This is a genomic window from Cupriavidus sp. WKF15, from assembly GCF_029278605.1.
Taxonomy (GTDB): Bacteria; Pseudomonadota; Gammaproteobacteria; order Burkholderiales; family Burkholderiaceae; genus Cupriavidus.
Genome location: NZ_CP119572.1, coordinates 3597459 through 3620198, shown reverse-complemented (window position 1 = coordinate 3620198; position 22740 = coordinate 3597459). Strand labels below are relative to the sequence as shown.

The following is a 22740-nucleotide window of genomic DNA, read 5'->3' as shown; positions in this document are numbered from 1 at the left end:
CATGGCGGGCCCTGAAAAGCCCCCAGTCGATTGCCGCTATAATTCGACATCCCGATTGTTCCCGCCAGCCTCCCGGAGGAGGTGTCCCATGCTTTACCCAAAAGAGTTCGATGTCATTGTCGTCGGTGGTGGTCACGCCGGCACGGAGGCCGCCCTGGCTGCTGCCCGGATGGGCTGCCAGACGCTGTTGCTGACCCATAACATCGAGACGCTTGGGCAGATGAGCTGCAATCCGTCGATTGGCGGCATTGGCAAGGGGCATCTGGTCAAGGAAGTGGATGCCATGGGCGGCGCGATGGCTGCTGCCACGGACGAGGCGGGGATTCAGTTCCGCATCCTTAACTCCAGCAAGGGCCCGGCTGTGCGCGCAACGCGTGCCCAGGCCGATCGCGTGCTGTACCGCAAGGCCATCCGCACCCGCCTGGAGAACCAGCCGAACCTGATGCTGTTCCAGCAGGCCGTGGACGATCTGCTGGTGGAACGGGATCGCGTTGTCGGCGCCGTGACGCAGGTTGGCATCGCTTTTCGCGCCCGCGCGGTGGTGCTGACGGCCGGTACGTTCCTGGACGGCAAGATCCACGTAGGCCTGGACAACTATACGGGCGGCCGCGCGGGTGACCCCGCTTCGGTGTCGCTGTCGGCCCGACTCAAGGAGCTGAGGCTGCCGCAGGGCCGGCTGAAGACCGGCACGCCGCCGCGTATCGATGGCCGCACCATCGACTTTTCGGTGATGGAAGAGCAGCCCGGCGATCTGGATCCGGTGCCGGTGTTCTCGTTCCTGGGCCGTCCTGAACAGCATCCGCAGCAGCTTCCGTGCTGGATCAGCCATACCAACAGCCGTACCCACGACATCATCCGCGGCGGGCTCGACCGCTCGCCGATGTACACGGGCGTGATCGAAGGGGTAGGGCCGCGTTACTGCCCGAGCATCGAGGACAAGATCCATCGCTTTGCCAGCAAGGACAGCCACCAGATCTTCCTGGAGCCCGAAGGGCTGACGACCAACGAGTTCTACCCGAACGGCATCTCCACGAGCTTGCCTTTCGACGTGCAGCTCGAGCTGGTGCATTCGATCCGTGGCCTGGAGAACGCGCACATCCTGCGTCCCGGCTACGCCATCGAATACGACTACTTCGATCCGCGTGCGCTCAAGGCGTCGCTGGAAAGCAAGGCGATCAGCGGGCTGTTCTTTGCCGGCCAGATCAACGGCACCACCGGCTATGAAGAGGCTGCCGCACAGGGCCTGCTCGCAGGCATCAACGCTGGCTGCTACGTGCGCGAGCGCGATGCCTGGACGCCGCGCCGTGACCAGGCTTACCTGGGCGTGCTGGTCGACGACCTGATCACGCGTGGCGTGACCGAGCCGTACCGCATGTTCACCAGCCGCGCCGAGTTCCGCCTGAGCTTGCGTGAAGACAACGCCGATATGCGCCTGACCGAGATCGGCCGCGAACTCGGCGTGGTCGATGACGTTCGCTGGGATGCTTTCAACCGCAAGCGCGATGCTGTTTCACGTGAAACAGAGCGCCTGAAGAGCACCTGGGTCAATCCGACCCTCCTGCCGGCCGAAGACGCCGTGCCGCTGCTGGGCAAGCCGATCGAACGCGAGTACAGCCTGGCGGACTTGTTGCGCCGCCCGGAGGTCCGCTATGACAGCCTGATGGCGCTGCAGGGCGGTCGTCATGCACCGGAAGCCCCGCTCGACGCGGATCCGTTGCTGGTGGACCAGATCCGCGAGCAGATCGAGATTGGCATCAAGTACCACGGCTATATCACCCGCCAGGCGGCGGAAGTGGACAAGCTCGAAGCCAACGAGTCGACGCGCCTGCCGGAAGGGCTGGACTACACCGAAGTGCGCGGCCTCGGCTTCGAGGTCAGCCAGAAGCTGAACCAGCATCGGCCCGAGACGCTGGGGCAAGCCTCGCGCATTTCGGGCGTGACGCCGGCGGCGATCTCGCTGCTCTTGGTACACCTGAAGAAGAAGGGGCTGGGGCGTACCCGTTCCGGCAACTCTCAAGAGGCTGCCTGAGTGGCGGGCCAACGACACACCGTGATCGACGACGCGGCCCAGCGTCGTCGCCTGGAGGCCGGCCTCGCAGAGATCGCGCTGGCCTTGCCGCCGGATCGCATCGAGAAGCTGTTCGCCTACCTCGCGCTGCTGCGCAAGTGGAACGGCGTCTATAACCTCACCGCGATTCGCCATCCCGATGAAATGCTGACGCACCATCTGCTGGACTCGCTGGCTGCGGTTCCGGCACTGGCGGAGGCGGCGCGCTCGGCGGCGGTTGCCGGTGGCGCCCGGGGCAGGGTGCTTGACGTCGGATCGGGCGGCGGCATGCCAGGCCTGCCGCTGGCGATTTCGTGCCCGGATGTCTCGGTGCTGATGGTCGACATCGTGCAGAAGAAGACCGCCTTCCTGACACAGTGCCGTGCTCAACTGGGCTTGCCGAATGCGGCGGCACACTGGGGTCCGGTCGAGAAGCTTGAAGACGCCGATAAGTTCGCGGTGATTACGTCACGTGCGTTCGCCGAGCTGACGGACTTCGTCAACCTCTCCGGCCAGCTGCTGGCGCCGGCAGGGAGGCTGATTGCGATGAAGGGCGTCTATCCGCAGGCCGAACTCGACCGCATGGAAGCGGCCGGCCTGATGGCTGCATGGCACGTGGAAGAGGTAAGGCGACTGACGGTTCCCGGGCTGGACGCTGAGCGTCACCTGGTGTTCTTGTCGCGCAAATGATTTTGGCGGCGCGTGCGCCGCGAGCTGGACGGGCCAAAACGGGCCGCGCCGGATAAAGAATTCAATCGGGAGCCTCAGAAGCATATGGCCAAGGTATTCGTGATCGCGAACCAGAAGGGCGGGGTGGGCAAGACCACCACGACGGTGAACCTCGCCGCAGGACTGGCTGCGCAGGACCAGCGCGTGCTGCTGGTCGACCTGGATCCGCAGGGCAATGCCTCGATGGGCTCGGGTATCGACAAGCAGTCGCTGGAACACAGTGTGTACCAGGTACTGGTCGGGCTGGCCTCGGTTGCGCAGGCTCGCCAGCGCTCCGAGACCGGCAAGTACGATGTGCTGCCCGCCAATCGCGAGCTGGCGGGCGCGGAAGTCGAACTCGTGGAACTGGACCAGCGCGAGCGCCGGCTCAAGCAAGCCATTGCCGAGGTCGACGATGAATACGACTTCGTGCTGATCGACTGCCCCCCGTCACTGTCGCTGCTGACGCTGAACGGTCTGTGCGCAGCGCACGGCGTGATCGTGCCGATGCAGTGCGAGTACTTCGCGCTCGAAGGCTTGTCCGATCTGGTCAATACCATCAAGCAGGTACATGCGAACCTGAACCGTGAACTGAAGGTGATCGGCCTGCTGCGCGTCATGTTCGATCCGCGCGTCACGCTGCAGCAGCAGGTATCGGCGCAGCTCGAATCGCATTTTGGCGACAAGGTCTTCAAGACCCTGATCCCGCGCAATGTGCGCCTGGCCGAGGCGCCGTCTTATGGCATGCCGGGCGTTGCCTTCGATCCGTCGTCGAAGGGTGCCAAGGCATATCTCGACTTCGGCGCCGAGATGATCGCCCGTGTCAGGCAGCTGTCGGCGCCGGAAGCTGCCACCGCCATGCAAGGACAGTGACCATGAGCACCGTGAAAAAGAAGGGTCTGGGCCGCGGCCTGGAAGCCCTGCTGGGAGGTCCGGCCGAGATCGTCGAGACCGCCAAGCAGGAGGGCGCGCCCACCGTGCTGCGACTGGACCAGCTTCAACCGGGCAAGTACCAGCCGCGCACGCGCATGGATGAGGGCGCCCTGCAGGAGCTTGCGGCGAGCATCCGCGCGCAAGGCCTGATGCAGCCAATCCTGGTGCGGCGCGTGGCAGAGCTCGACCGCTACGAGATCATTGCGGGCGAACGGCGCTTCCGTGCCTCGCGCATCGCGGGGCTCGACAAGGTGCCGGTGCTCGTGAAGGAAGTTGCCGACGAAGCAGCGGCGGCCATGGCGCTGATCGAGAACATTCAGCGCGAAGACCTGAATCCGCTGGAAGAAGCGCAGGGCATCATGCGCCTGATCCGCGAGTTCCGCTTTACGCATGAACAGGCTGCCGAGTCGGTGGGCCGCTCGCGCAGCGCGGTGTCCAATCTGCTGCGCCTGCTGAACCTGGCGGCGCCAGTGCAGACCATGCTGATGGCGGGCGATCTCGACATGGGGCACGCGCGTGCGCTGCTGGCCGTCGACGGCGCGAACCAGATCACGCTGGCCAACCAGATCATCAACAAGCGGCTGTCGGTACGCGAGACCGAGAAGCTCGTGGCATCCACGCTCAAGCCGTTCGAACTGAAGTCGCTCAAGCATAAGACCGGCAACGGCATGCGCGATGTCGCGCGGCTCGAAGAAGAACTGTCGGATGCGCTGGGACTGTCGGTGCAGATCAAGCTCGGCGTGCGTGGCAAGGGCCAGCTCACCATCCACTTCAGCAATAACGAAGCCCTCGATGGCGTGCTCGCGCGCTTGCGCGATGCGGACGAAGGGCAACGAGTCGCCTGAAAAGCTGCGCGATAAACGGCCATTTTCCTGCTCACTGTTGCATTCGCGCAGCAGTAAACAATCCGATGTTCGGTTAACGCACCGGGCAGTCGCGAATCCACCATCATGCGTCACGCGAGTTGCGCAATCCAATTACGTCAAGCGTCGTTGTCGCGCAATTTCAACGAAGCCATCATGCAATCGTGATAGCAACCGTTGTGCAGTTTGCCATTGCAAGCAAACTGTAAGCACATTGACGCGACTCAGTAGTTCCCCTTAAAATCGTGCGGTTTGAATTCTGGTCGGGCCGAAAAGTTCCGGCCCGGATGAGGCAGGCAGTAGTGGTACGAGACCGTCAGCAGCACAACGATTCGCGTCAGGTAAACGCCCGCAGTGATGACTGGGATTCTGACGCAGAACGTGAGGAAGAAGCTGTCGATCCGCTGTCACACGCCGAGGCGGTGACGCTGTTTGGCGAACGCGCGTTGCGGCCTTCGCGCATGACACCCGGCAAGATCGTGCTGGCGCAGGTGGTTGTGACCCTGCTGTCGGCATTGTGCTGGGCGTTGTTCGGCAAGCAGGCAGGGCCGTATGGCTGGTCCGCGATGTTCGGTGGCGCAGTGTGTTTCGTACCGAGCGGATTTTTCGCGTTCCGCCTGTGGATGGCGCGCGATCGGGCGTCGGTGGGCGGGCTGGTGATGGGCGAGGCGATCAAGGTGTTCGCCACCGTCGCACTGTTCGTGCTGGTGGTGGTGCTGTACCGCGATCTGCGTTGGGTGCCGATGCTCGTCACGTTCCTGCTTGCGCTCAAGACGTATTGGGTGGTGGCCCTGGCAATTCGGTAACGCCAGGCCGGCCGCACGAAGTGTGTGCTTCCCGGAGAGATGGGGCACCAAAACGGAATATCAAGATACGTGGCGCAGGGTTTCACACTTGTGAAACCGTGGGCCAACAAAGTTTGACCCGCTTGCATGGCGGTGACCGGCCACGATGGCCGAAGGCAATGCAAGACGCGTACCGGCTGCCCGCCAATGCGAGGGTGCCGGCTCAACGATTTCGCAATATACCGTTCGTTTCGACATGTCAGAAGCTATCCAAGGCGCCGAACACGCGCTGACACCCTCCGGCTATATCGCCGAACACTTGCAGAACCTGAACTCGGTCGGCGGCAAGCAGGCGTCGGTGGTCGATTTCTCCGTGCTCAACTATGACACGGTGTTCTGGTCCGTGCTGTGCGGCGCCATCGCCGTGATCTTCCTCTTCGCTGCCGCGCGCCGCGTCAGCGCGGGCGTGCCGGGCCGCTTCCAGGCCTTCGTCGAGATGATTGTCGAGATGGTCGACGACCAGGCCAAGGGCATCATTCACGGCGACCGTTCGTGGATTGCTCCGCTGGCGCTGATGGTGTTCTGCTGGATCACCATGATGAACGCCATCGACCTGATTCCGGTCGACTGGGTCACCGGCCTGAACCAGCTCCTCGGTATTTTCCACATCCATCTTCCGCACCACCGCGCAGTGGCCACGGCCGACCTGAACGGCACGCTGGGCATGTCGTGCTCGGTGCTGGTGCTGATGATCTACTACAGCTTCAAGATCAAGGGCGCGGGCGGCTTCATGCACGAACTGTTCTCGGCCCCGTTCGGCGCCAAGTGGTACCTGGCCCCGTTCAACCTGATCCTGAACATCATTGAGTTCCTGGCCAAGGCCGTGTCGCTCGGCATGCGGTTGTTCGGCAACATGTATGCCGGCGAACTCGTGTTCCTGCTGATCGCGCTGCTGGGTTCGATCTGGACGTTCAGCGCCGACCTGTCTGCACTGGGCTTTGTCGGCCACGTCGTTGCCGGCACGGTCTGGGCGATCTTCCACATCCTGATCGTGCTGCTGCAGGCCTTTATTTTCATGATGCTGACGCTGGTGTACATCGGCCAGGCTCACGATCACCACTGATCGACACAGGTTTTAGGTTTTTGGTTTTTTGGTTTTTTGGTTCTAAGTCTCTCTAAATTAAAGGAGTCATCATGCAAGCATTTCTCGCCAACATCCAGGGTCTGACCGCCATCGGTATCGGCATCATCATCGGTCTGGGCGCTATCGGCGCCTGCCTGGGTATCGCCCTGATGGGCGGCAAGTACATCGAAGCCTGCGCACGTCAGCCCGAGCTGATGAACCCGCTGCAAACCAAGATGTTCCTGCTGGCTGGCCTGATCGACGCGGCATTCCTGATCGGTGTGGGTGTTGCAATGCTGTTCGCCTTCGCCAACCCGCTGCTGGCTGTCATCAAGTAATTCTTTTCGGTCTGCATGATGCTGACGGGCGGCGCGGGCCACTAGCCTGGCCGCCCTTGCGCATTTATCTGTAGTTTGATTACCGAAAGGAACACACCATGAATCTGAACGCAACGTTTTTTGCGCAGATGGTCGTGTTCTTCATCCTGTGGTGGGTTGTTGCCAAATTCATTTGGCCGCCGCTGGTGAAGGCGCTCGACGAACGCGCAAGGAAGATCGCCGATGGCCTCGCCGCTGCCGAGAAGGGCAAGGCCGAGCTTGAACTCGCCAGCAAGCGTGTGGACCAGGCTATGGCCGAAGCCCGCACCGAGGGTGCTCAACGCGTCGCTGACGCCGAGAAGCGCGCCCAGCTGACGGCCGACGAGATCAAGCATAACGCCCAGGCGGAAGCCGCACGCATCATTGCCCAGGCCAAGGCCGAGGCAGAGCAGCAAGTGACCCGCGCACGTGAAGATCTGCGCGACCAGGTCGCTGTGCTGGCTGTCAAGGGTGCTGAGCAGATCCTCAAGCGCGAAGTGAACGCGCAGGTCCACACGGATCTGCTCAATCAACTCAAAGCTGAGCTCTAATCATGGCCGAAACCGCAACCATTGCCCGTCCCTACGCTGAGGCGCTGTTCCGCGTCGCCAGCGAAGCCGGCAATCTGGGTGCATGGTCCGAGCTGGTGTCGGAGATGGGGCTGATTGCCGCCAACCCCGACATGAAGGCGCTCGCCGACGATCCGAACATTCCCGGCCAGAAGCTGGCCGAACTGTTCCTGTCGCTGGTGAAGTCCCCGGTCAATGACGAGGCTCGCCGCTTCGTCAACCTGCTGGTGGAGAACAACCGCCTGACGGTGATGCCGGAAGTCGCCGAGCAGTTCCATGCGCTCAAGAACGCCCGCGAAGGCTCGTCGGACGTCGAGATCACCAGTGCATTCCCGCTGGATGGTCAGCCACTGAACGACCTGGTCGCTGCACTCGAACGCAAGTTCGGCCGCAAGCTGCACGCGAAGGTGGCGGTGGATCCGTCCCTGATCGGCGGCGTGAGCGTCAAGGTCGGCGACGAAGTGCTCGACACCTCCGTGCGTGCGCGCCTGGCTGCCATGCAAACCGCGCTGACCGCCGTCTGATCGGCCGTCCGTCGGATTGAAGAATTAGGAGCATTGTGATGCAACTGAACCCCTCAGAAATCAGCGAGCTGATCAAGTCCCGCATCTCGGGTCTTGGCGCCGAAGCTGAAGTGCGCAACACCGGCACGGTGATTTCCGTGACCGATGGTATCTGCCGCGTGCATGGCCTGTCTGGCGTGATGCAGGGCGAGATGCTGGAATTCCCGGGCAACACCTTCGGCCTCGCGCTGAACCTCGAGCGCGACTCGGTCGGCGCCGTGGTGCTGGGCGACTACGAACACATTTCGGAAGGCGACACGGTCAAGTGCACCGGTCGCATTCTGGAAGTGCCCGTCGGCAAGGAACTGCTAGGCCGCGTGGTGAACACGCTGGGCCAGCCGATCGACGGCAAGGGCCCGATCAACGCGAAGGAAACCGACGTGATCGAAAAGGTCGCGCCGGGCGTGATCGCGCGTCAGTCGGTGAGCCAGCCGGTGCAGACCGGCCTGAAGTCGATCGACGCGATGGTGCCGATCGGCCGTGGCCAGCGTGAGCTGATCATTGGCGACCGCCAGACCGGCAAGACCGCCGTGGCCGTCGACGCGATCATCAACCAGAAGGGCAAGGGCATGTACTGCGTGTACGTCGCCATTGGCCAGAAGGCTTCGACGATCGCCAACGTGGTGCGCAAGCTCGAAGAGCACGGCGCGATGGAATACACCGTCGTCGTGGCCGCCGCCGCTTCGGACTCGGCCGCCATGCAGTACCTGGCTGCCTATGCCGGCTGCACGATGGGCGAATACTTCCGCGACCGCGGCGAAGACGCGCTGATCGTCTATGACGACCTGACCAAGCAAGCCTGGGCCTACCGCCAGGTGTCGCTGCTGCTGCGCCGCCCGCCGGGCCGCGAAGCCTACCCGGGCGACGTGTTCTACCTGCACTCGCGCCTGCTGGAGCGTGCCGCGCGTGTGAACGAGCACTATGTCGAGCAGTTCACCAAGGGTGCTGTCAAGGGCAAGACCGGTTCGCTGACCGCGCTGCCGGTGATCGAAACGCAGGCCGGCGACGTGTCCGCGTTCGTGCCGACCAACGTGATCTCGATTACCGACGGTCAGATCTTCCTGGAAACCGACCTGTTCAACGCCGGTATCCGTCCCGCCATCAACGCCGGTATCTCGGTGTCGCGCGTGGGCGGTGCCGCCCAGACCAAGGTGGTGAAGAACCTGGCCGGCGGTATCCGTACCGACCTGGCCCAGTACCGTGAACTGGCTGCGTTCGCGCAGTTCGCTTCGGACCTGGACGACGCCACCCGCAAGCAGCTCGAGCGCGGCCGCCGCGTGACCGAACTGCTCAAGCAGGCGCAATACCAGCCGCAACAGGTGTGGCAGCTGTCGGCCTCGCTGTTCGCAGCCAACAACGGCTTCCTCGACAACGTGGAAGTGAAGGACATTCTGCCGTTCGAGAAGGGCCTGCACGACCATCTGAAGACCAAGTACGCCGATCTCATCAACCGCATCGAAGAGACCAAGGTGCTCTCGAAGGAAGATGAGCCCGCCCTGCGTGCCGCGATCGAGGATTTCAAGAAGTCCGCCGCGTTCTAACCACCGCGTGATTCCACGACACCACTGGCGCGCCTGAGCTTTCAGGCGTGGCAGTGGTTCGGACGGAGAGGAAGATATGGCCGGAACGAAAGAAATTCGAACCAAGATCAAGAGCGTGCAAAACACGCGCAAGATCACCAAGGCGATGGAGATGGTCGCCGCATCCAAGATGCGCAAGGCGCAGGAACGGATGCGCAATGCCCGTCCCTATGCCGAAAAAGTGCGCAACATCGCGGCGCACCTGGCTTCGGCCAACCCCGAGTTCAAGCATCCGTTCATGCAGGAGCGCGAAGTCAAGCGCGTCGGCATGATCGTGGTCACGACCGACAAGGGGCTGTGCGGCGGTCTGAACACGAACGTGTTGCGTGCGGTGACCAACGAGCTGAAGAGCCTGCAGGGCCGCGGCGTGGATGTGCAAGCCACGGCCATCGGCAGCAAGGGCCTGCAGTTCCTGAGCCGCATCGGCGCCAAGGTGGCCTCGAATGTGGTCCAGCTCGGCGATACCCCGCACCTGGAAAAGCTGATCGGCGCGGTCAAGGTCCAGCTCGATGCATTCACCAATGGTGAAGTCGACGCGGTGTACCTGGCGTACACCAAGTTCATCAACACGATGAAGCAGGAACCGATGGTTGAGCAGCTCCTGCCGCTCGCCGCCGACAAGCTGTCGCAGACGGAAGAAGAGAAGCGCGCCTACTCGTGGGACTACATCTACGAGCCTGACGCGCAGACCGTGGTGGAAGAGCTGTTGGTCCGCTACGTCGAGGCGCTGGTGTACCAGGCCGTGGCCGAGAACATGGCGTCCGAGCAGTCGGCGCGCATGGTGGCCATGAAGGCAGCATCCGACAACGCGAAGAACGTGATCGGCGAACTGCAGCTGGACTACAACAAGACCCGGCAGGCAGCGATCACCAAGGAACTGTCGGAGATCGTCAGCGGCGCGGCAGCGGTCTGAGGCGTCAAGAATTCAAGCTATCGGAGATACGAAATGAGTATCGGAAATATTGTGCAGTGCATTGGCGCCGTGGTGGACATCGAGTTCCCGCGCGACGCAATGCCGAAGGTGTACCACGCGCTGGTGCTGGAAGACAGCGGCGAAACGTCGTTTGCCGAAAAAGGCCTGACGTTCGAAGTCCAGCAGCAGCTGGGTGACGGCGTGGTGCGTACCATTGCCCTCGGCTCGTCGGACGGCCTGCGCCGCGGCATGGCCGTGAAGAACACCGAAGCGCCGATCTCGGTGCCGGTGGGTCAAGGCACGCTGGGCCGCATCATGGACGTGCTGGGTCGTCCCATCGACGAAGCCGGCCCGATCGCTTCGGACGAGCGCCGCGCGATTCACCAGAAGGCACCGAAGTTCGACGAACTGTCGCCTTCGACTGACCTGCTGGAAACCGGCATCAAGGTGATCGACCTGATCTGCCCGTTCGCAAAGGGCGGCAAGGTGGGTCTGTTCGGCGGTGCCGGCGTGGGCAAGACCGTCAACATGATGGAGCTCATCAACAACATTGCCAAGCAGCACAGCGGTCTGTCGGTGTTCGCCGGCGTGGGCGAGCGTACCCGTGAAGGGAACGACTTCTACCACGAAATGAAGGAATCCAACGTGCTCGACAAGGTGGCCATGGTGTTCGGCCAGATGAACGAGCCGCCGGGCAACCGTCTGCGCGTGGCACTTTCCGGCCTGACCATGGCCGAGAAGTTCCGCGACGAGGGCCGCGACATCCTGTTCTTCGTCGACAACATCTACCGCTACACGCTGGCCGGTACCGAAGTGTCGGCACTGCTGGGCCGTATGCCTTCCGCCGTGGGCTACCAGCCGACGCTGGCCGAAGAAATGGGCAAGCTGCAGGAGCGCATTACGTCGACCAAGACTGGCTCGATTACGTCGATCCAGGCCGTGTACGTGCCTGCGGATGACTTGACCGACCCGTCGCCGGCTACCACCTTCCTGCACCTGGACTCGACCCTGGTGCTGTCGCGTGACATCGCTGCTCTCGGTATCTACCCCGCAGTGGACCCGCTTGACTCGACCTCGCGCCAGATGGACCCGCAGGTTGTGGGCCAGGAGCACTACAACGTCGCGCGCGCGGTCCAGCAGACCCTGCAGCGCTACAAGGAACTGCGCGACATCATCGCGATTCTGGGCATGGACGAACTGTCGCCGGAAGACAAGATGGCCGTGAACCGCGCGCGTAAGATCCAGCGTTTCCTGTCGCAGCCGTTCCACGTGGCCGAAGTGTTCACGGGTTCGCCGGGCAAGTACGTGCCGCTGAAGGAAACCATCCGTGGTTTCAAGATGCTGGTGGATGGCGAGTGCGATCACCTGCCCGAGCAGGCGTTCTACATGGTCGGCTCGATCGACGAAGCCTTCGAGAAGGCCAAGAAGCTCCAGTAAGCCTCGCTTTGACGCTCCCGCGCCCCGGTGCGGGAGTGGCGGCATGCTGCCTCGCGCGGCCTGCCGTCAGAAGTGAAGCGAACGGACAAAGGAATTCATATGGCAACCATTCTTGTAGACGTCGTCAGCGCGGAAGCGTCGATCTTCTCCGGTCAGGCGAAGTTCGTGGCGCTGCCGGGCGAGTCGGGTGAGCTGGGCATCCTGCCGGGCCACACGCCGCTGATCACGCGCATCCAGCCGGGCGCCGTGCGCATCGAGAAGGAAGACGGCAGCGAAGAGTTCGTGTTCGTTGCCGGCGGCATTCTCGAAGTGCAGCCGAAGCATGTCACCGTGCTGGCCGATACCGCCATCCGCGGTACCGACCTGGACGAAGCCAAGGCGCAGGAAGCCAAGCGTGCCGCCGAGGAGCTGATGCAGAACCAGAGCAGCGATCTGGACATTGCACGCGCTCAGAGCGAACTCGCCGTGGCCGCCGCGCAGCTGGCTGCCATCGCCCGCCTGCGTCGTAAGAAGTAAGCAGCAAGCAGTACTGGCGCACTGTTGTTTTTTCGGTGCGACAGTCAAAAAAAAGGCAGCCATGCGGCTGCCTTTTTTTTGGGCTGGGGATATTCTTCAGCTGTTCTGGACAAAAAAAAGCGCGCGGGCCGGGGAGGCTCCGCGCGGACGGGAAAATCCCTTCGAGGGGTCAATTCGAAGGAACGGGTTCGGTCCAGGACTACTAAGGCGCAGCGAATCGCATTCGCATAATTGGCCAACAAGGCCTGGCGCCACCGGGTCTTCCTGGTATCCGGCCAGCAGGCATCGCCTGCTGGCTCGGAAAATCGGGATTCACTGCCAAAGGCTTTCTTCAGCGCCCCATCTTCTGACTTCTTGCTTCTTCGCGGGACGCGCCTCACCAAACGTCGGTGTGTCAATGCATTGTGGGGGAAAGTCCCTGCAATGGCAGTAACAAAATGTATCCTTTTGCAAGAAGTTGAAAGCCAGGTCGGTGCAAATAGCTCGTTATATGCACATTTGCGAACTCAAGCATCACTTTTTGGCGAGGCAGGTGCCTGATGCGCATCGTCTTGCGTCGGATTGCTTGTGCGACGGCGAACCAAGCGACGATTACGGCGTCGCACTTCATTCGCGGTTACGATGACTCCAGTTCTCACCACGCCCGGCAACTGCCGCGGCAATGCCACGGAGCCGATGATGACAGGTACGCAGGACGCGATCCGGGAAATGCTTGACATGAAGACCGTGGCCATTGTCGGCTTGTCCGACCGTGCCGACCGTCCGAGCCATGAAGTTGCCGAATTCCTGCAGCAGCATGGTTTCCGCATCGTGCCAGTGAACCCGCGTCATGCCGGCGAACGGATTCTGGGCGAGCCCTGTCATGCCACGCTGGGCGAAGCTGCCTTGGCGATCCGGGCGCAAGGCGGCCGCATCGACTGGGTCGACATCTTTCGCCGTGCCGAGGATACTCCGCCGGTAGTCGGCGAGGCCATCGCCATGGGTGCGCGCGGTGTCTGGCTGCAGCTTGGCATCGTGAACGATGATGCGGTGGCACGCGCGCTGGCTGCGGGCCTGCTTGCCGTGCAGGACTGCTGCAGCAAGATCGAACTGACGCGGCAACTCGCGCTGTCCTGAACCGCACGCTATTGCCCGAACCCTTCCCGCCCCACCGATGGCCATCGATCCGCAACTCCTCGCCTATTTCCGCCGTCAGGCCGAGCAATATGCCGGCCTGCCCGTACCCGTTGATGCGCTCGCGCGGCGTGCGCGCTTTGCCGAAGTGGCGGCCTCGTCGGTGGGGCCAGATCCGGACGGCGTCACATGGACTGACCTCGCGCTGGAGCTCGACGGCCGCACACTCACGGCGCGCCTGTTCCGGCCGGCCGGCACCGGGCCGCAGCGGCTGATCGTCTATTTCCACGGCGGCGGGTGGGTGATCGGATCGCCCGAGACTCACCATACGGTTGCCGCGATGCTTGCCGCCGATACGGGTTGTGCCGTGGCCAGCGTGGACTACAGGCTGGCGCCCGAGCATCCGTTTCCGACGCCATGCGATGACGCCGTGCAGGCCGTGCAGTGGTTTGCCGGACAGCGCGCGGCATTAGGTTTCGACACAGACTTCCTGGCCGTGGCAGGCGACAGCGCCGGCGGGCATCTGGGGGCGCTTGCCACGCAGCAGGTCAATGCCGGTGCGGGCAGGCAGGTCGTGGCGGCGCAATTGCTGGTCTACCCCGTCACCGCGCCCGTGCTCAGCACCGAAAGCTACCGCGCCTTTGCCAATGGCCCTGGCCTGACGCGTGACGAAATGGCCTGGTACTGGACTCAGTTCATTGGTGCCGACGCGCTGGCATTGGGTGCGCAGCACCCCGATGCGCGCATCAACCTGATGGCGCAGGCACCACAGGTGCAGCCGCCCGCCACCGTCATCATCGTGGCGGCCAACGACGTGCTGCGCGATGGCGGCCTGGCCTATGCCGATTTCCTGGTGCGCCATGACGCCACCGTGCTCACCATCGAGGCCAGCGGCATGACGCACGGTTTCGCGCGCCTGCAGTCGGATGCGCCGCGCGCGCGCGAATGGATGCAGCGCGCGGCCCAGGCGTTCATGGGCCTGCTCGACGAGGCCTAGCCCCCGAGCACCGGCACGGTCGCAACAAGTGCCGGTGCGCCGTGGCCATCCCTTAGAATGGCGGTCTTACGAGGATGACCATGACCGCACTGCAGAACGACACTTTCCTGCGCGCACTGCGCCGGCAGCCGACTGAATACACGCCGCTGTGGCTGATGCGCCAGGCGGGCCGCTACCTGCCAGAGTACAACGCCACGCGCGCGCGGGCCGGCAGCTTCCTGGGGCTGGCCAAGAATCCGGCCTACGCCACCGAGGTGACGCTGCAGCCGCTGGATCGCTATCCTCTGGACGCGGCCATCCTTTTCTCGGACATCCTGACCGTACCCGACGCGATGGGCCTGGGCCTGTCGTTCGCCCAGGGCGAGGGCCCGCGCTTTGCCCGGCCGCTGCGAACCGAAGCCGATGTCCAGAAGCTGGCGGTGCCGGACATGGCGTCGCTGCAGTACGTCTTCGATGCCGTTGCCGAGATCCGCCGCGCGCTGGTCCAGGACGGCCGCCAGCGCGTGCCGCTGATCGGTTTCTCGGGCAGCCCCTGGACGCTCGCGTGCTATATGGTCGAAGGCGGCGGCTCGGACGACTTCCGTACGGTCAAGGCAATGATGTACGGCCGCCCCGACCTGATGCACCGGATCCTGGAGATCAATGCTCAGGCGGTCAGCCAGTACCTGAACGCCCAGATCGAGGCCGGTGCCCAGGCCGTGATGATTTTCGACACCTGGGGCGGCGCGTTGGCCGATGGCATGTACCAGGCATTCTCGCTGGCCTACATGCGCAAAGTGCTGGCTGGCCTGAAGCGCGAGCATCACGGGCAGCAAATCCCGGCGATCGTGTTCACCAAGGGCGGTGGCCTGTGGCTGGAAAGCCTCGCCGACATCGGCGCCGACGCAATTGGCCTGGACTGGACCGTCAACCTGGCCGACGCCCGGCGCCGCACCGCGGGGCGCGTGGCGCTGCAAGGCAATATCGATCCCACGGTGCTGTTCGCTCCCGAGGCTGCCATCCGCGAGCAGGTGCGTGGCGTGCTGGACAGTTATGCCGCGGCGGGCGGCAGCGACGGGCATGTGTTCAATCTGGGCCACGGCATTTCGCAGTTCACGCCGCCGGAAAGCGTGGCCGTGCTGGTTGACGAAGTGCATCGCTATAGCCGCCAGCTGCGTGCGCAGCGAGGCTGAGCCACCTTTGTTCTGGCGGCTGGCGGCAGGGGCGCCGGCCGCTGTTTCCCCGCGGTGCAGCGATCTTGCGCGGTTTGCCCTCAGTGCCGCCAGAGGCGCGCCGAAACTACTGTCAAGTAAACAATTTCTTCCGGATTCACCAAAAAGGTACTTCCGCTTGACCGATGAGGCTTGACTTATGCACACCGATAGGTTTGCGGCGGTGCAAGAACGGGTTACCCCTTAACTCATCTGGGGGATGTTTGCAAGGCCTTGATTTTTAAGGAATTGGAAGTTTTTCAATGCGGGCGTGCCGGCCAGTGAGTCCCTTGTTTTTCGGGCTTTGGCGGCATCTTGGAGCGACTTTTCAACAAAGTTATCCACAGGGGCGTTGGAATTAGTGGAAAAGCAGTCATCTATCATCGACTTAGGGCCACATTTGAAGTTTTACTTTAAGTTGATGTTGCGCCGCACACAAAGCCTCGAGCGATTCCTTTCGCGCCGCATTCCGCACAATTTTCGCGCACGCGTTGTGCACCACAACCGCCCGCAATGATGCTGTCAGACGACACCGAGCCGCGCAGCGGGGGCATTATCCGCGTCGCGCTCGATACCCCCGCGGACGACTGTTTCGACTATCTTGCCGGCCCCGACGTGTCGCCTGGTGACCTGGTGGTGGTGCCATTCGGGCGTCGCAGCGTGGTCGGGGTTGCCGTCGCCCGCGCCGTTGAATCCGCCGTGCCCGCGGAACGTCTCAAACCGGTGTCCGCGCGGCTGGACTGGCTGGCGCCGCTGGCGCAAGAGTGGCGGGACCTGGCGGCATTCGCCGCGCGCTATTACCAGCGCTGTCTCGGGGAAGTGATGCTGCCGGCGCTGCCGCCGTCGCTACGCGAACCGGAGGGTTGGCCGCGTCTCGCACAGCGTGCGCGTACCGAGGCGTACCGGGTGCTGCCCGAGCATATTCCCACGCTGCTGGATGCCATACCCGCCCGCGCCCGGTCAGTGCGAGCGCTTGCCCAAGCGCTCGCCGACCGTGCCGCAGGCGATGCGGTGCCGTTGCCAATGAGCCAGTCCGAGGCACGCGAGCTGTGCGCGGCCGCGCCGGCCAGGCTGGCGGAATGGGTCGCCGCGGGCTCGGTCGAGGCTCTGGTCGCCGAACGCACTTTGCTGGCCACGGCACCCGCCCAGGCCCCGTCGGTGGCGCCCCCGCTGCACGAGGAGCAGCGTATGGCGGTCGATGCCATTGCCGCGGCCACGTCATTCGCGCCGTTCCTTCTTCACGGCGTCACCGGCAGCGGCAAGACCGAGGTCTACCTGCACGCCATGGCGCAGGTGCTGGCACGCGATCCGCACGCGCAGGTGCTGATGCTCGTACCCGAGATCAACCTGACGCCCCAGCTCCAGTCGCGTATCGCCGCCCGGTTTCCGCACTTGCCGCTGGCCGTGCTGCACAGCGGACTGGCCGACCAGGAGCGCAGCCTGCAGTGGCTGGCCGCCCATCGTGGCGAAGCACGCATCGTGCTGGGCACGCGCATGGCGGTGATGGCGTCCATGCCGCAGCTCGCGCTGATTGTTGTCGATGAAGAGCACGACACGTCCTACAAGCAGCAGGAGGGCCTGCGCTACTCCGCGCGCGACCTGGCCGTGTGGCGCGCCAAGCGGCTCGGGGTCCCCGTGGTGCTGGGTTCGGCCACGCCGTCGATGGAGACCTGGTGGCGCGCCGAGCAGGGCGCCTACCGCAAGCTGGTGCTGCGAGAGCGTGCGCAGGCGGAAGCCGCGCTGCCGGTGGTGCGGCTGGTCGACCTCAACCACGAACGCCAGCGCCAGCGCGCGCTGTTCGAGGGCCTGTCGGTCCCGCTGCTGGAAGCCATCGAAGCACGCCTGGCGCGCGGCGAGCAGAGCCTGCTGTTCCTTAACCGCCGCGGCTACGCACCGGTCCTGGCCTGCGACAGCTGCGGCTGGCTCTCCGGCTGCCCGCGCTGTTCGGCGTACCTGGTATTGCACCGTCCCGAGCGGCGGCTGCGCTGCCACCACTGCGGCCTGGAAGCCCCGGTGCCGCACCATTGCCCCGATTGCGGCAATGTGGATATCGCGCCGCTGGGCCGCGGCACGCAGCGCATCGAAGAAGCCCTGGCGGCGCGTTTCCCACAGGCGCGCATCGCCCGCATCGACGCCGACTCCACACGTCGCAAAGGCAGCGCGCAAGCCATGTTCGACGACGTCCATGCCGGCGAGGTCGACATCCTGGTCGGCACCCAGATGGTCGCGAAGGGGCACGACTTCCAGCGCGTCACGCTAGTGGGCGTGGTCCACCCGGACGCCGCCATGTTCAGCCACGACTTCCGCGCCGCCGAGCACCTCTTTGCATCGCTGATGCAGGTGGCAGGCAGGGCGGGGCGGGCCGGATTGCCGGGCGAAGTCATGATCCAGACCCGCTACCCCGATGCTGCGGCATTGCAGGCCCTGCAACGCCATGACTATGATGGATTCGCCGCCGGTCAGTTGCGCGAGCGGCGCCAGGCAGGGTTGCCCCCGTTCTGCTACCAGGTGCTGCTGACCGCCGAACATGGCCAGCTGGAGCGGGCCCTGCAGTTCCTGCGGGCGGTCCGCCGCCTGGCAGATGGCAACGTGCTGGCACCTGAGGTGCAACTGCATGACCCGGTACCGATGTCGATGGTCCGTATTGCCGGCCGGGAGCGCGCGCAGATGCTGGTGGAAGCCAGCGCCAGGCCAGTGCTGCAACGGTTTGTGAGCGAGTGGGTACAGACTTTCTCCGAAGCTGGAGCGGATGCCCGGGGCATCCGGTGGCAGTTGGAGATCGATCCGCTGAGGATCTGAAGGCCGGGTTGCACCATGACCGTGGTGCAACCTCTATAATTGTTTTCTATCTAGTGGTTGCACTAGGTTGCACCCTCGCGTTTTTCGGGAGTAAGATCGCGCCAGCCCAAAGGTTGCGCAGGTCGGGCCCCTATGCCGTCCGGGCTTGACCCCAAGACGGATCGACCCGCAGCCTTGTGTCTTACGGAGAACAGCTCGCATGGCCACCACCACCCTCGGCGTCAAGCTCGACGACGCCTCGCGCGATCGCCTCAAGCGCGTCGCCCAATCCATCGACCGCACGCCGCACTGGCTGATCAAGCAGGCGATCTTCACGTACCTGGAGCAGATCGAGCGCGGCCACCTGCCGCACGAGGCGGCGGCCGGCGGTGCGGCGGATGCCGAGAGCGCCGATCCGCGTGACCTGGGCCATGCGGATGGCGCGCCCCAGCCGTTCCTGGAATTCGCGCAGAGCATCCAGCCACAGTCCGTGTTGCGCGCGGCCATTACCTCTGCCTATCGCCGCCCCGAGACGGATTGCGTGCCAGTGCTGCTGGAACAGGCGCGCCTGCCGCACCAGCAGGCCGAGTCCGCCATCAAGATGGCCAAGAAGCTGGCCATGACCCTGCGCGAGCAGAAGGTCGGCACCGGCCGGGAAGGCCTGGTGCAGGGCCTGATCCAGGAGTTCTCGCTGTCTTCGCAGGAAGGCGTCGCGCTGATGTGCCTGGCCGAGGCGCTGCTGCGCATTCCCGACAAGCCCACGCGCGACGCGCTGATCCGCGACAAGATCAGCGGCGCCAACTGGCAGTCGCACCTGGGCCAGAGCCCGTCGCTGTTCGTCAATGCCGCGACCTGGGGCCTGCTGCTGACCGGCAAGCTGGTGGCCACGCATACCGAGTCGGGCCTGAGCAAGGCGCTCACGCGCATCATCGGCAAGGGCGGCGAGCCGCTGATCCGCAAGGGCGTGGACATGGCCATGCGCCTGATGGGCGAGCAGTTCGTCACCGGCGAGACCATTTCCGAGGCGCTCGCCAACGCGCGCAAGTACGAGGCACAGGGCTTCCGCTACTCCTACGACATGCTCGGCGAAGCCGCGATGACGGAAGAAGACGCCCAGCGCTACCTGGCGTCCTATGAGCAGGCCATCCACGCGATCGGCCAGGCCTCGCGCGGGCGCGGCATCTACGAGGGCCCTGGCATCTCGATCAAGCTGTCGGCGCTGCATTCGCGCTACAGCCGCGCCCAGCACGAGCGCGTGGTCACCGAGCTGTACGAGCGCCTGAAGAGCCTGACGCTGCTGGCACGCCAGTACGACATCGGCATCAATATCGACGCCGAGGAGGCAGACCGCCTCGAAATCTCGCTGGACCTGCTCGAGCGCCTGTGCTTCGAGCCCGAGCTGGCCGGCTGGAACGGCATTGGCTTCGTGGTGCAGGGCTACCAGAAGCGCTGCCCGTTCGTGATCGACTTCCTGATCGACCTGGCCCGCCGCAGCCGCCACCGCCTGATGATCCGCCTGGTCAAGGGCGCCTACTGGGACAGCGAGATCAAGCGCGCCCAGGTCGAAGGCCTGGAGGGCTATCCGGTCTACACGCGCAAGGTCTACACCGACGTGTCCTACGTGGCCTGCGCGCGCAAGCTGCTGTCGGTGCCGGACGCGATTTATCCACAGTTCGCCACGCACAACGCGCACACGCTGTCGGCCATCTACCAGATCGCCGGCCACAGCTACTACCCCGGCCAGTACGAATTCCAGTGCCTGCACGGCATGGGCGAGCCGCTGTACGACCAGGTCGTGGGCCCGGTCGCAGATGGCAAGTTCAACCGCCCGTGCCGCATCTACGCGCCGGTCGGCACGCACGAGACGCTGCTGGCCTACCTGGTGCGGCGCCTGCTCGAAAACGGCGCCAACACCTCATTCGTGAACCGCATTGCCGACGACACCATTTCGCTCGATGAACTGGTGGCCGACCCGGTGGCCGTGGTCGAGACCATTCATCGCGAAGAGGGCACGCTCGGCCTGCCGCATCCGAAGATCCCGTCGCCGCGCGGCCTCTATGGCAAGTCGCGCGCCAATTCGGCCGGCATCGACCTGGCAAACGAACATCGCCTGGCGTCGCTGTCGTCGGCGCTGCTGGCCGGCACCAGCGAGCGCGTGGTGGCCGAGCCGATGCTGGGCACCGAGGTTCCGCGCGCGGCCGATGCGGTTGCGGCACCCGTGCTGAACCCGGCTGACCACCGCGACGTGGTAGGTCATGTCGCCGAGGCCAGCCAGGCCGAGGTCGACGCTGCGCTGCAGGCCGCCGCCAATGCCGCGCCGATCTGGCAGGCCACGCCGCCCGACGTACGCGCCGCCGCGCTGGAGCGCGCCGCCGACCTGATGGAAGCGCAGATGCAGTCGCTGATGGGCATCATCATGCGCGAGGCCGGCAAGACCTTCTCCAACGCCATCGCCGAAGTGCGCGAGGCGGTGGACTTCCTGCGCTACTACGCCGCAGAAGTTCGCCGCAGCTTCGACAACGAAACCCACCGCCCGCTGGGCCCGGTGGTCTGCATCAGCCCGTGGAACTTCCCGCTGGCGATCTTCACCGGCCAGGTGGCCGCGGCGCTGGCCGCCGGCAACACCGTGCTGGCCAAGCCTGCCGAGCAGACCCCGCTGATCGCCGCCGCCGCCGTGCGCCTGCTGCGCGAGGCCGGCGTGCCGGCCGGCGCGGTGCAACTGCTGCCGGGCCGTGGCGAGACCGTAGGCGCGGCGCTGGTGGGCGATGCCCGCGTCAAGGGCGTGATGTTCACGGGCTCGACCGAAGTCGCGCGCATCCTCCAGCGCAATATCGCCGGCCGCCTCGATGCCGCTGGCCGCCCGATCCCGCTGATTGCAGAAACCGGCGGCCAGAACGCGATGATCGTCGATTCCTCGGCGCTCGCCGAACAGGTGGTGGGCGACGTGGTTAACTCCGCGTTCGACTCGGCCGGCCAGCGCTGCTCGGCGCTGCGCGTGCTGTGCCTGCAGGAAGACGTGGCCGACCGCGTGCTCGAGATGCTCAAGGGCGCCATGAACGAGCTGACCATGGCCAACCCGGACCGGCTGTCCACCGACGTGGGCCCGGTCATCGACGATGAGGCGCGCGGCAATATCGTGCGCCATATCGACGCTATGCGCGCCAAGGGCCGCCGCGTGTACCAGGCCGACCCGAACGCCGCGCAGGGCGCGAGCTGCCGCCACGGCACCTTCGTGCCGCCGACGCTGATCGAACTCGACAGCATCGACGAGCTCAAGCGCGAAGTGTTCGGCCCCGTGCTGCATGTGGTGCGCTACCCGCGCGCGGCGCTCGACACCATGATCGGCCAGATCAACGGCACCGGCTATGGCCTGACGATGGGTATCCACACCCGCATCGATGAAACCATCGCGCAGATCGTGCAGCACGCCGAGGTGGGCAACCTGTACGTGAACCGCAATATCGTCGGCGCCGTGGTCGGCGTGCAGCCGTTCGGCGGCGAAGCCCTGTCCGGCACCGGCCCGAAGGCCGGCGGCCCGCTGTACCTGCATCGCCTGCTGTCGGTGTGCCCGCAGGACGCGGTGGTACGCAGCGTGCGTCATGCTGAAGCTTCGGGCGCCACGCTGGCCACGCCGGAGCGCCCGGTCGCGGCGCAGGCCCTGAAGGACTGGGCCAAGGCGGAGATGCCCGCGCTGGCCGCGGCGTGCGACCGCTTTGCCGAAGCGTCGGCCGCCGGCATTTCGGTGACGCTGCCGGGGCCGACAGGAGAGCGCAACACCTACTCGCTGCTGCCGCGTCACCAGGTGCTGTGCCTGGCGGCGCAGGAAACGGATCTGGCTACCCAGCTGGCGGCCGTCCTGGCCGTCGGCAGCCAGGCCGCGATGGCGGAAAACCCTGTCGCGCGCGGGCTGTTTTCGCGGCTGCCTAAGGGCGTACAATCGCGCGTCCGCCTGGTCGCCGACTGGATGTCGCCCGAGGTTGCGTTCGACGCGGTGATCCACCACGGCGACTCAGACCAGTTGCGCACGGTGTGCGAACAGGTCGCGGCGCGCCCGGGCCCGATCGTCAGCGTGCAGGGACTGGCGCAGGGTGAAACGAATATCGCGCTGGAGCGTTTGCTGATCGAGCGCTCGCTGTCGGTCAACACGGCAGCCGCCGGCGGCAATGCCAGCCTGATGACGATCGGCTGAGCCGGCGCGGACTGAGTTTGACGTGCGTATGCGCGGCGGCGATCCTGCCGCCATACGCAGCAATAGGGGAGGGGCGCCCA

General features: G+C 64.7%; 18 protein-coding genes. All 18 read left to right on the top strand.

Annotated features, from left to right (window positions below):
• Positions 1-88: 88 nt before the first annotated feature.
• The 18 genes from mnmG (at position 89) to putA (ending at position 22660) form a co-directional block, all read left to right on the top strand.
• A complete protein-coding gene (mnmG, locus tag CupriaWKF_RS16870) occupies positions 89-2029 on the top strand; it encodes a tRNA uridine-5-carboxymethylaminomethyl(34) synthesis enzyme MnmG (protein WP_276098930.1) in 1941 nt (646 codons plus the stop codon).
• A complete protein-coding gene (gene rsmG, locus CupriaWKF_RS16865) occupies positions 2030-2737 on the top strand; it encodes a 16S rRNA (guanine(527)-N(7))-methyltransferase RsmG (RefSeq protein WP_276098929.1) in 708 nt (235 codons plus the stop codon).
• 84 nt (positions 2738-2821) lie between these two features.
• Positions 2822-3628 (top strand): ParA family protein, encoded by an 807-nt coding sequence (locus tag CupriaWKF_RS16860; RefSeq protein WP_276098928.1) that lies wholly within the window; start codon positions 2822-2824, stop codon positions 3626-3628.
• A 2-nt stretch (positions 3629-3630) separates the two neighbouring features.
• The gene (locus tag CupriaWKF_RS16855) at positions 3631-4533 is read left to right on the top strand and encodes a ParB/RepB/Spo0J family partition protein (RefSeq protein WP_276098927.1); all 903 of its coding nucleotides are present in this window, start codon (positions 3631-3633) and stop codon (positions 4531-4533) included.
• A 305-nt stretch (positions 4534-4838) separates the two neighbouring features.
• A complete protein-coding gene (locus tag CupriaWKF_RS16850; protein ID WP_276100853.1) occupies positions 4839-5357 on the top strand; it encodes an ATP synthase subunit I in 519 nt (172 codons plus the stop codon).
• A 235-nt stretch (positions 5358-5592) separates the two neighbouring features.
• A complete protein-coding gene (gene atpB / locus CupriaWKF_RS16845; protein WP_276098926.1) occupies positions 5593-6459 on the top strand; it encodes a F0F1 ATP synthase subunit A in 867 nt (288 codons plus the stop codon).
• 71 nt (positions 6460-6530) lie between these two features.
• Complete coding sequence (atpE, locus tag CupriaWKF_RS16840; protein ID WP_013958389.1) at positions 6531-6797, top strand: F0F1 ATP synthase subunit C; 267 nt, start codon at positions 6531-6533, stop codon at positions 6795-6797.
• 98 nt (positions 6798-6895) lie between these two features.
• Entirely contained in the window at positions 6896-7366 is a 471-nt protein-coding gene (locus CupriaWKF_RS16835) for a F0F1 ATP synthase subunit B (protein WP_276098925.1), read from the top strand.
• Positions 7367-7368: 2 nt separating this feature from the next.
• Positions 7369-7908, top strand: a complete 540-nt coding sequence (locus tag CupriaWKF_RS16830) for a F0F1 ATP synthase subunit delta (protein ID WP_276098924.1) — start codon at positions 7369-7371, stop codon at positions 7906-7908.
• A 38-nt stretch (positions 7909-7946) separates the two neighbouring features.
• Complete coding sequence (gene atpA, locus CupriaWKF_RS16825) at positions 7947-9488, top strand: F0F1 ATP synthase subunit alpha (RefSeq protein WP_276098923.1); 1542 nt, start codon at positions 7947-7949, stop codon at positions 9486-9488.
• A 76-nt stretch (positions 9489-9564) separates the two neighbouring features.
• Complete coding sequence (atpG, locus tag CupriaWKF_RS16820) at positions 9565-10440, top strand: F0F1 ATP synthase subunit gamma (protein WP_276098922.1); 876 nt, start codon at positions 9565-9567, stop codon at positions 10438-10440.
• A gap of 33 nt (positions 10441-10473) precedes the next feature.
• Positions 10474-11877: a F0F1 ATP synthase subunit beta gene (atpD, locus tag CupriaWKF_RS16815; RefSeq protein ID WP_276098921.1), complete on the top strand. Its 1404-nt coding sequence runs from the start codon at positions 10474-10476 to the stop codon at positions 11875-11877.
• 99 nt (positions 11878-11976) lie between these two features.
• Positions 11977-12393, top strand: coding sequence for a F0F1 ATP synthase subunit epsilon (locus CupriaWKF_RS16810; RefSeq protein WP_224080200.1), 417 nt, complete (start codon positions 11977-11979; stop codon positions 12391-12393).
• A gap of 678 nt (positions 12394-13071) precedes the next feature.
• Positions 13072-13509 (top strand): CoA-binding protein, encoded by a 438-nt coding sequence (locus CupriaWKF_RS16805; protein WP_276100852.1) that lies wholly within the window; start codon positions 13072-13074, stop codon positions 13507-13509.
• Between the two features lie 37 nt (positions 13510-13546).
• Entirely contained in the window at positions 13547-14503 is a 957-nt protein-coding gene (locus tag CupriaWKF_RS16800; RefSeq protein ID WP_276098920.1) for an alpha/beta hydrolase, read from the top strand.
• Between the two features lie 80 nt (positions 14504-14583).
• Complete coding sequence (gene hemE / locus CupriaWKF_RS16795) at positions 14584-15675, top strand: uroporphyrinogen decarboxylase (RefSeq protein ID WP_276098919.1); 1092 nt, start codon at positions 14584-14586, stop codon at positions 15673-15675.
• A gap of 531 nt (positions 15676-16206) precedes the next feature.
• Positions 16207-18492, top strand: a complete 2286-nt coding sequence (locus CupriaWKF_RS16790) for a primosomal protein N' (RefSeq protein WP_276098918.1) — start codon at positions 16207-16209, stop codon at positions 18490-18492.
• A 199-nt stretch (positions 18493-18691) separates the two neighbouring features.
• A complete protein-coding gene (putA, locus tag CupriaWKF_RS16785) occupies positions 18692-22660 on the top strand; it encodes a trifunctional transcriptional regulator/proline dehydrogenase/L-glutamate gamma-semialdehyde dehydrogenase (RefSeq protein WP_276098917.1) in 3969 nt (1322 codons plus the stop codon).
• The last annotated feature ends 80 nt before the right edge of the window (positions 22661-22740 follow it).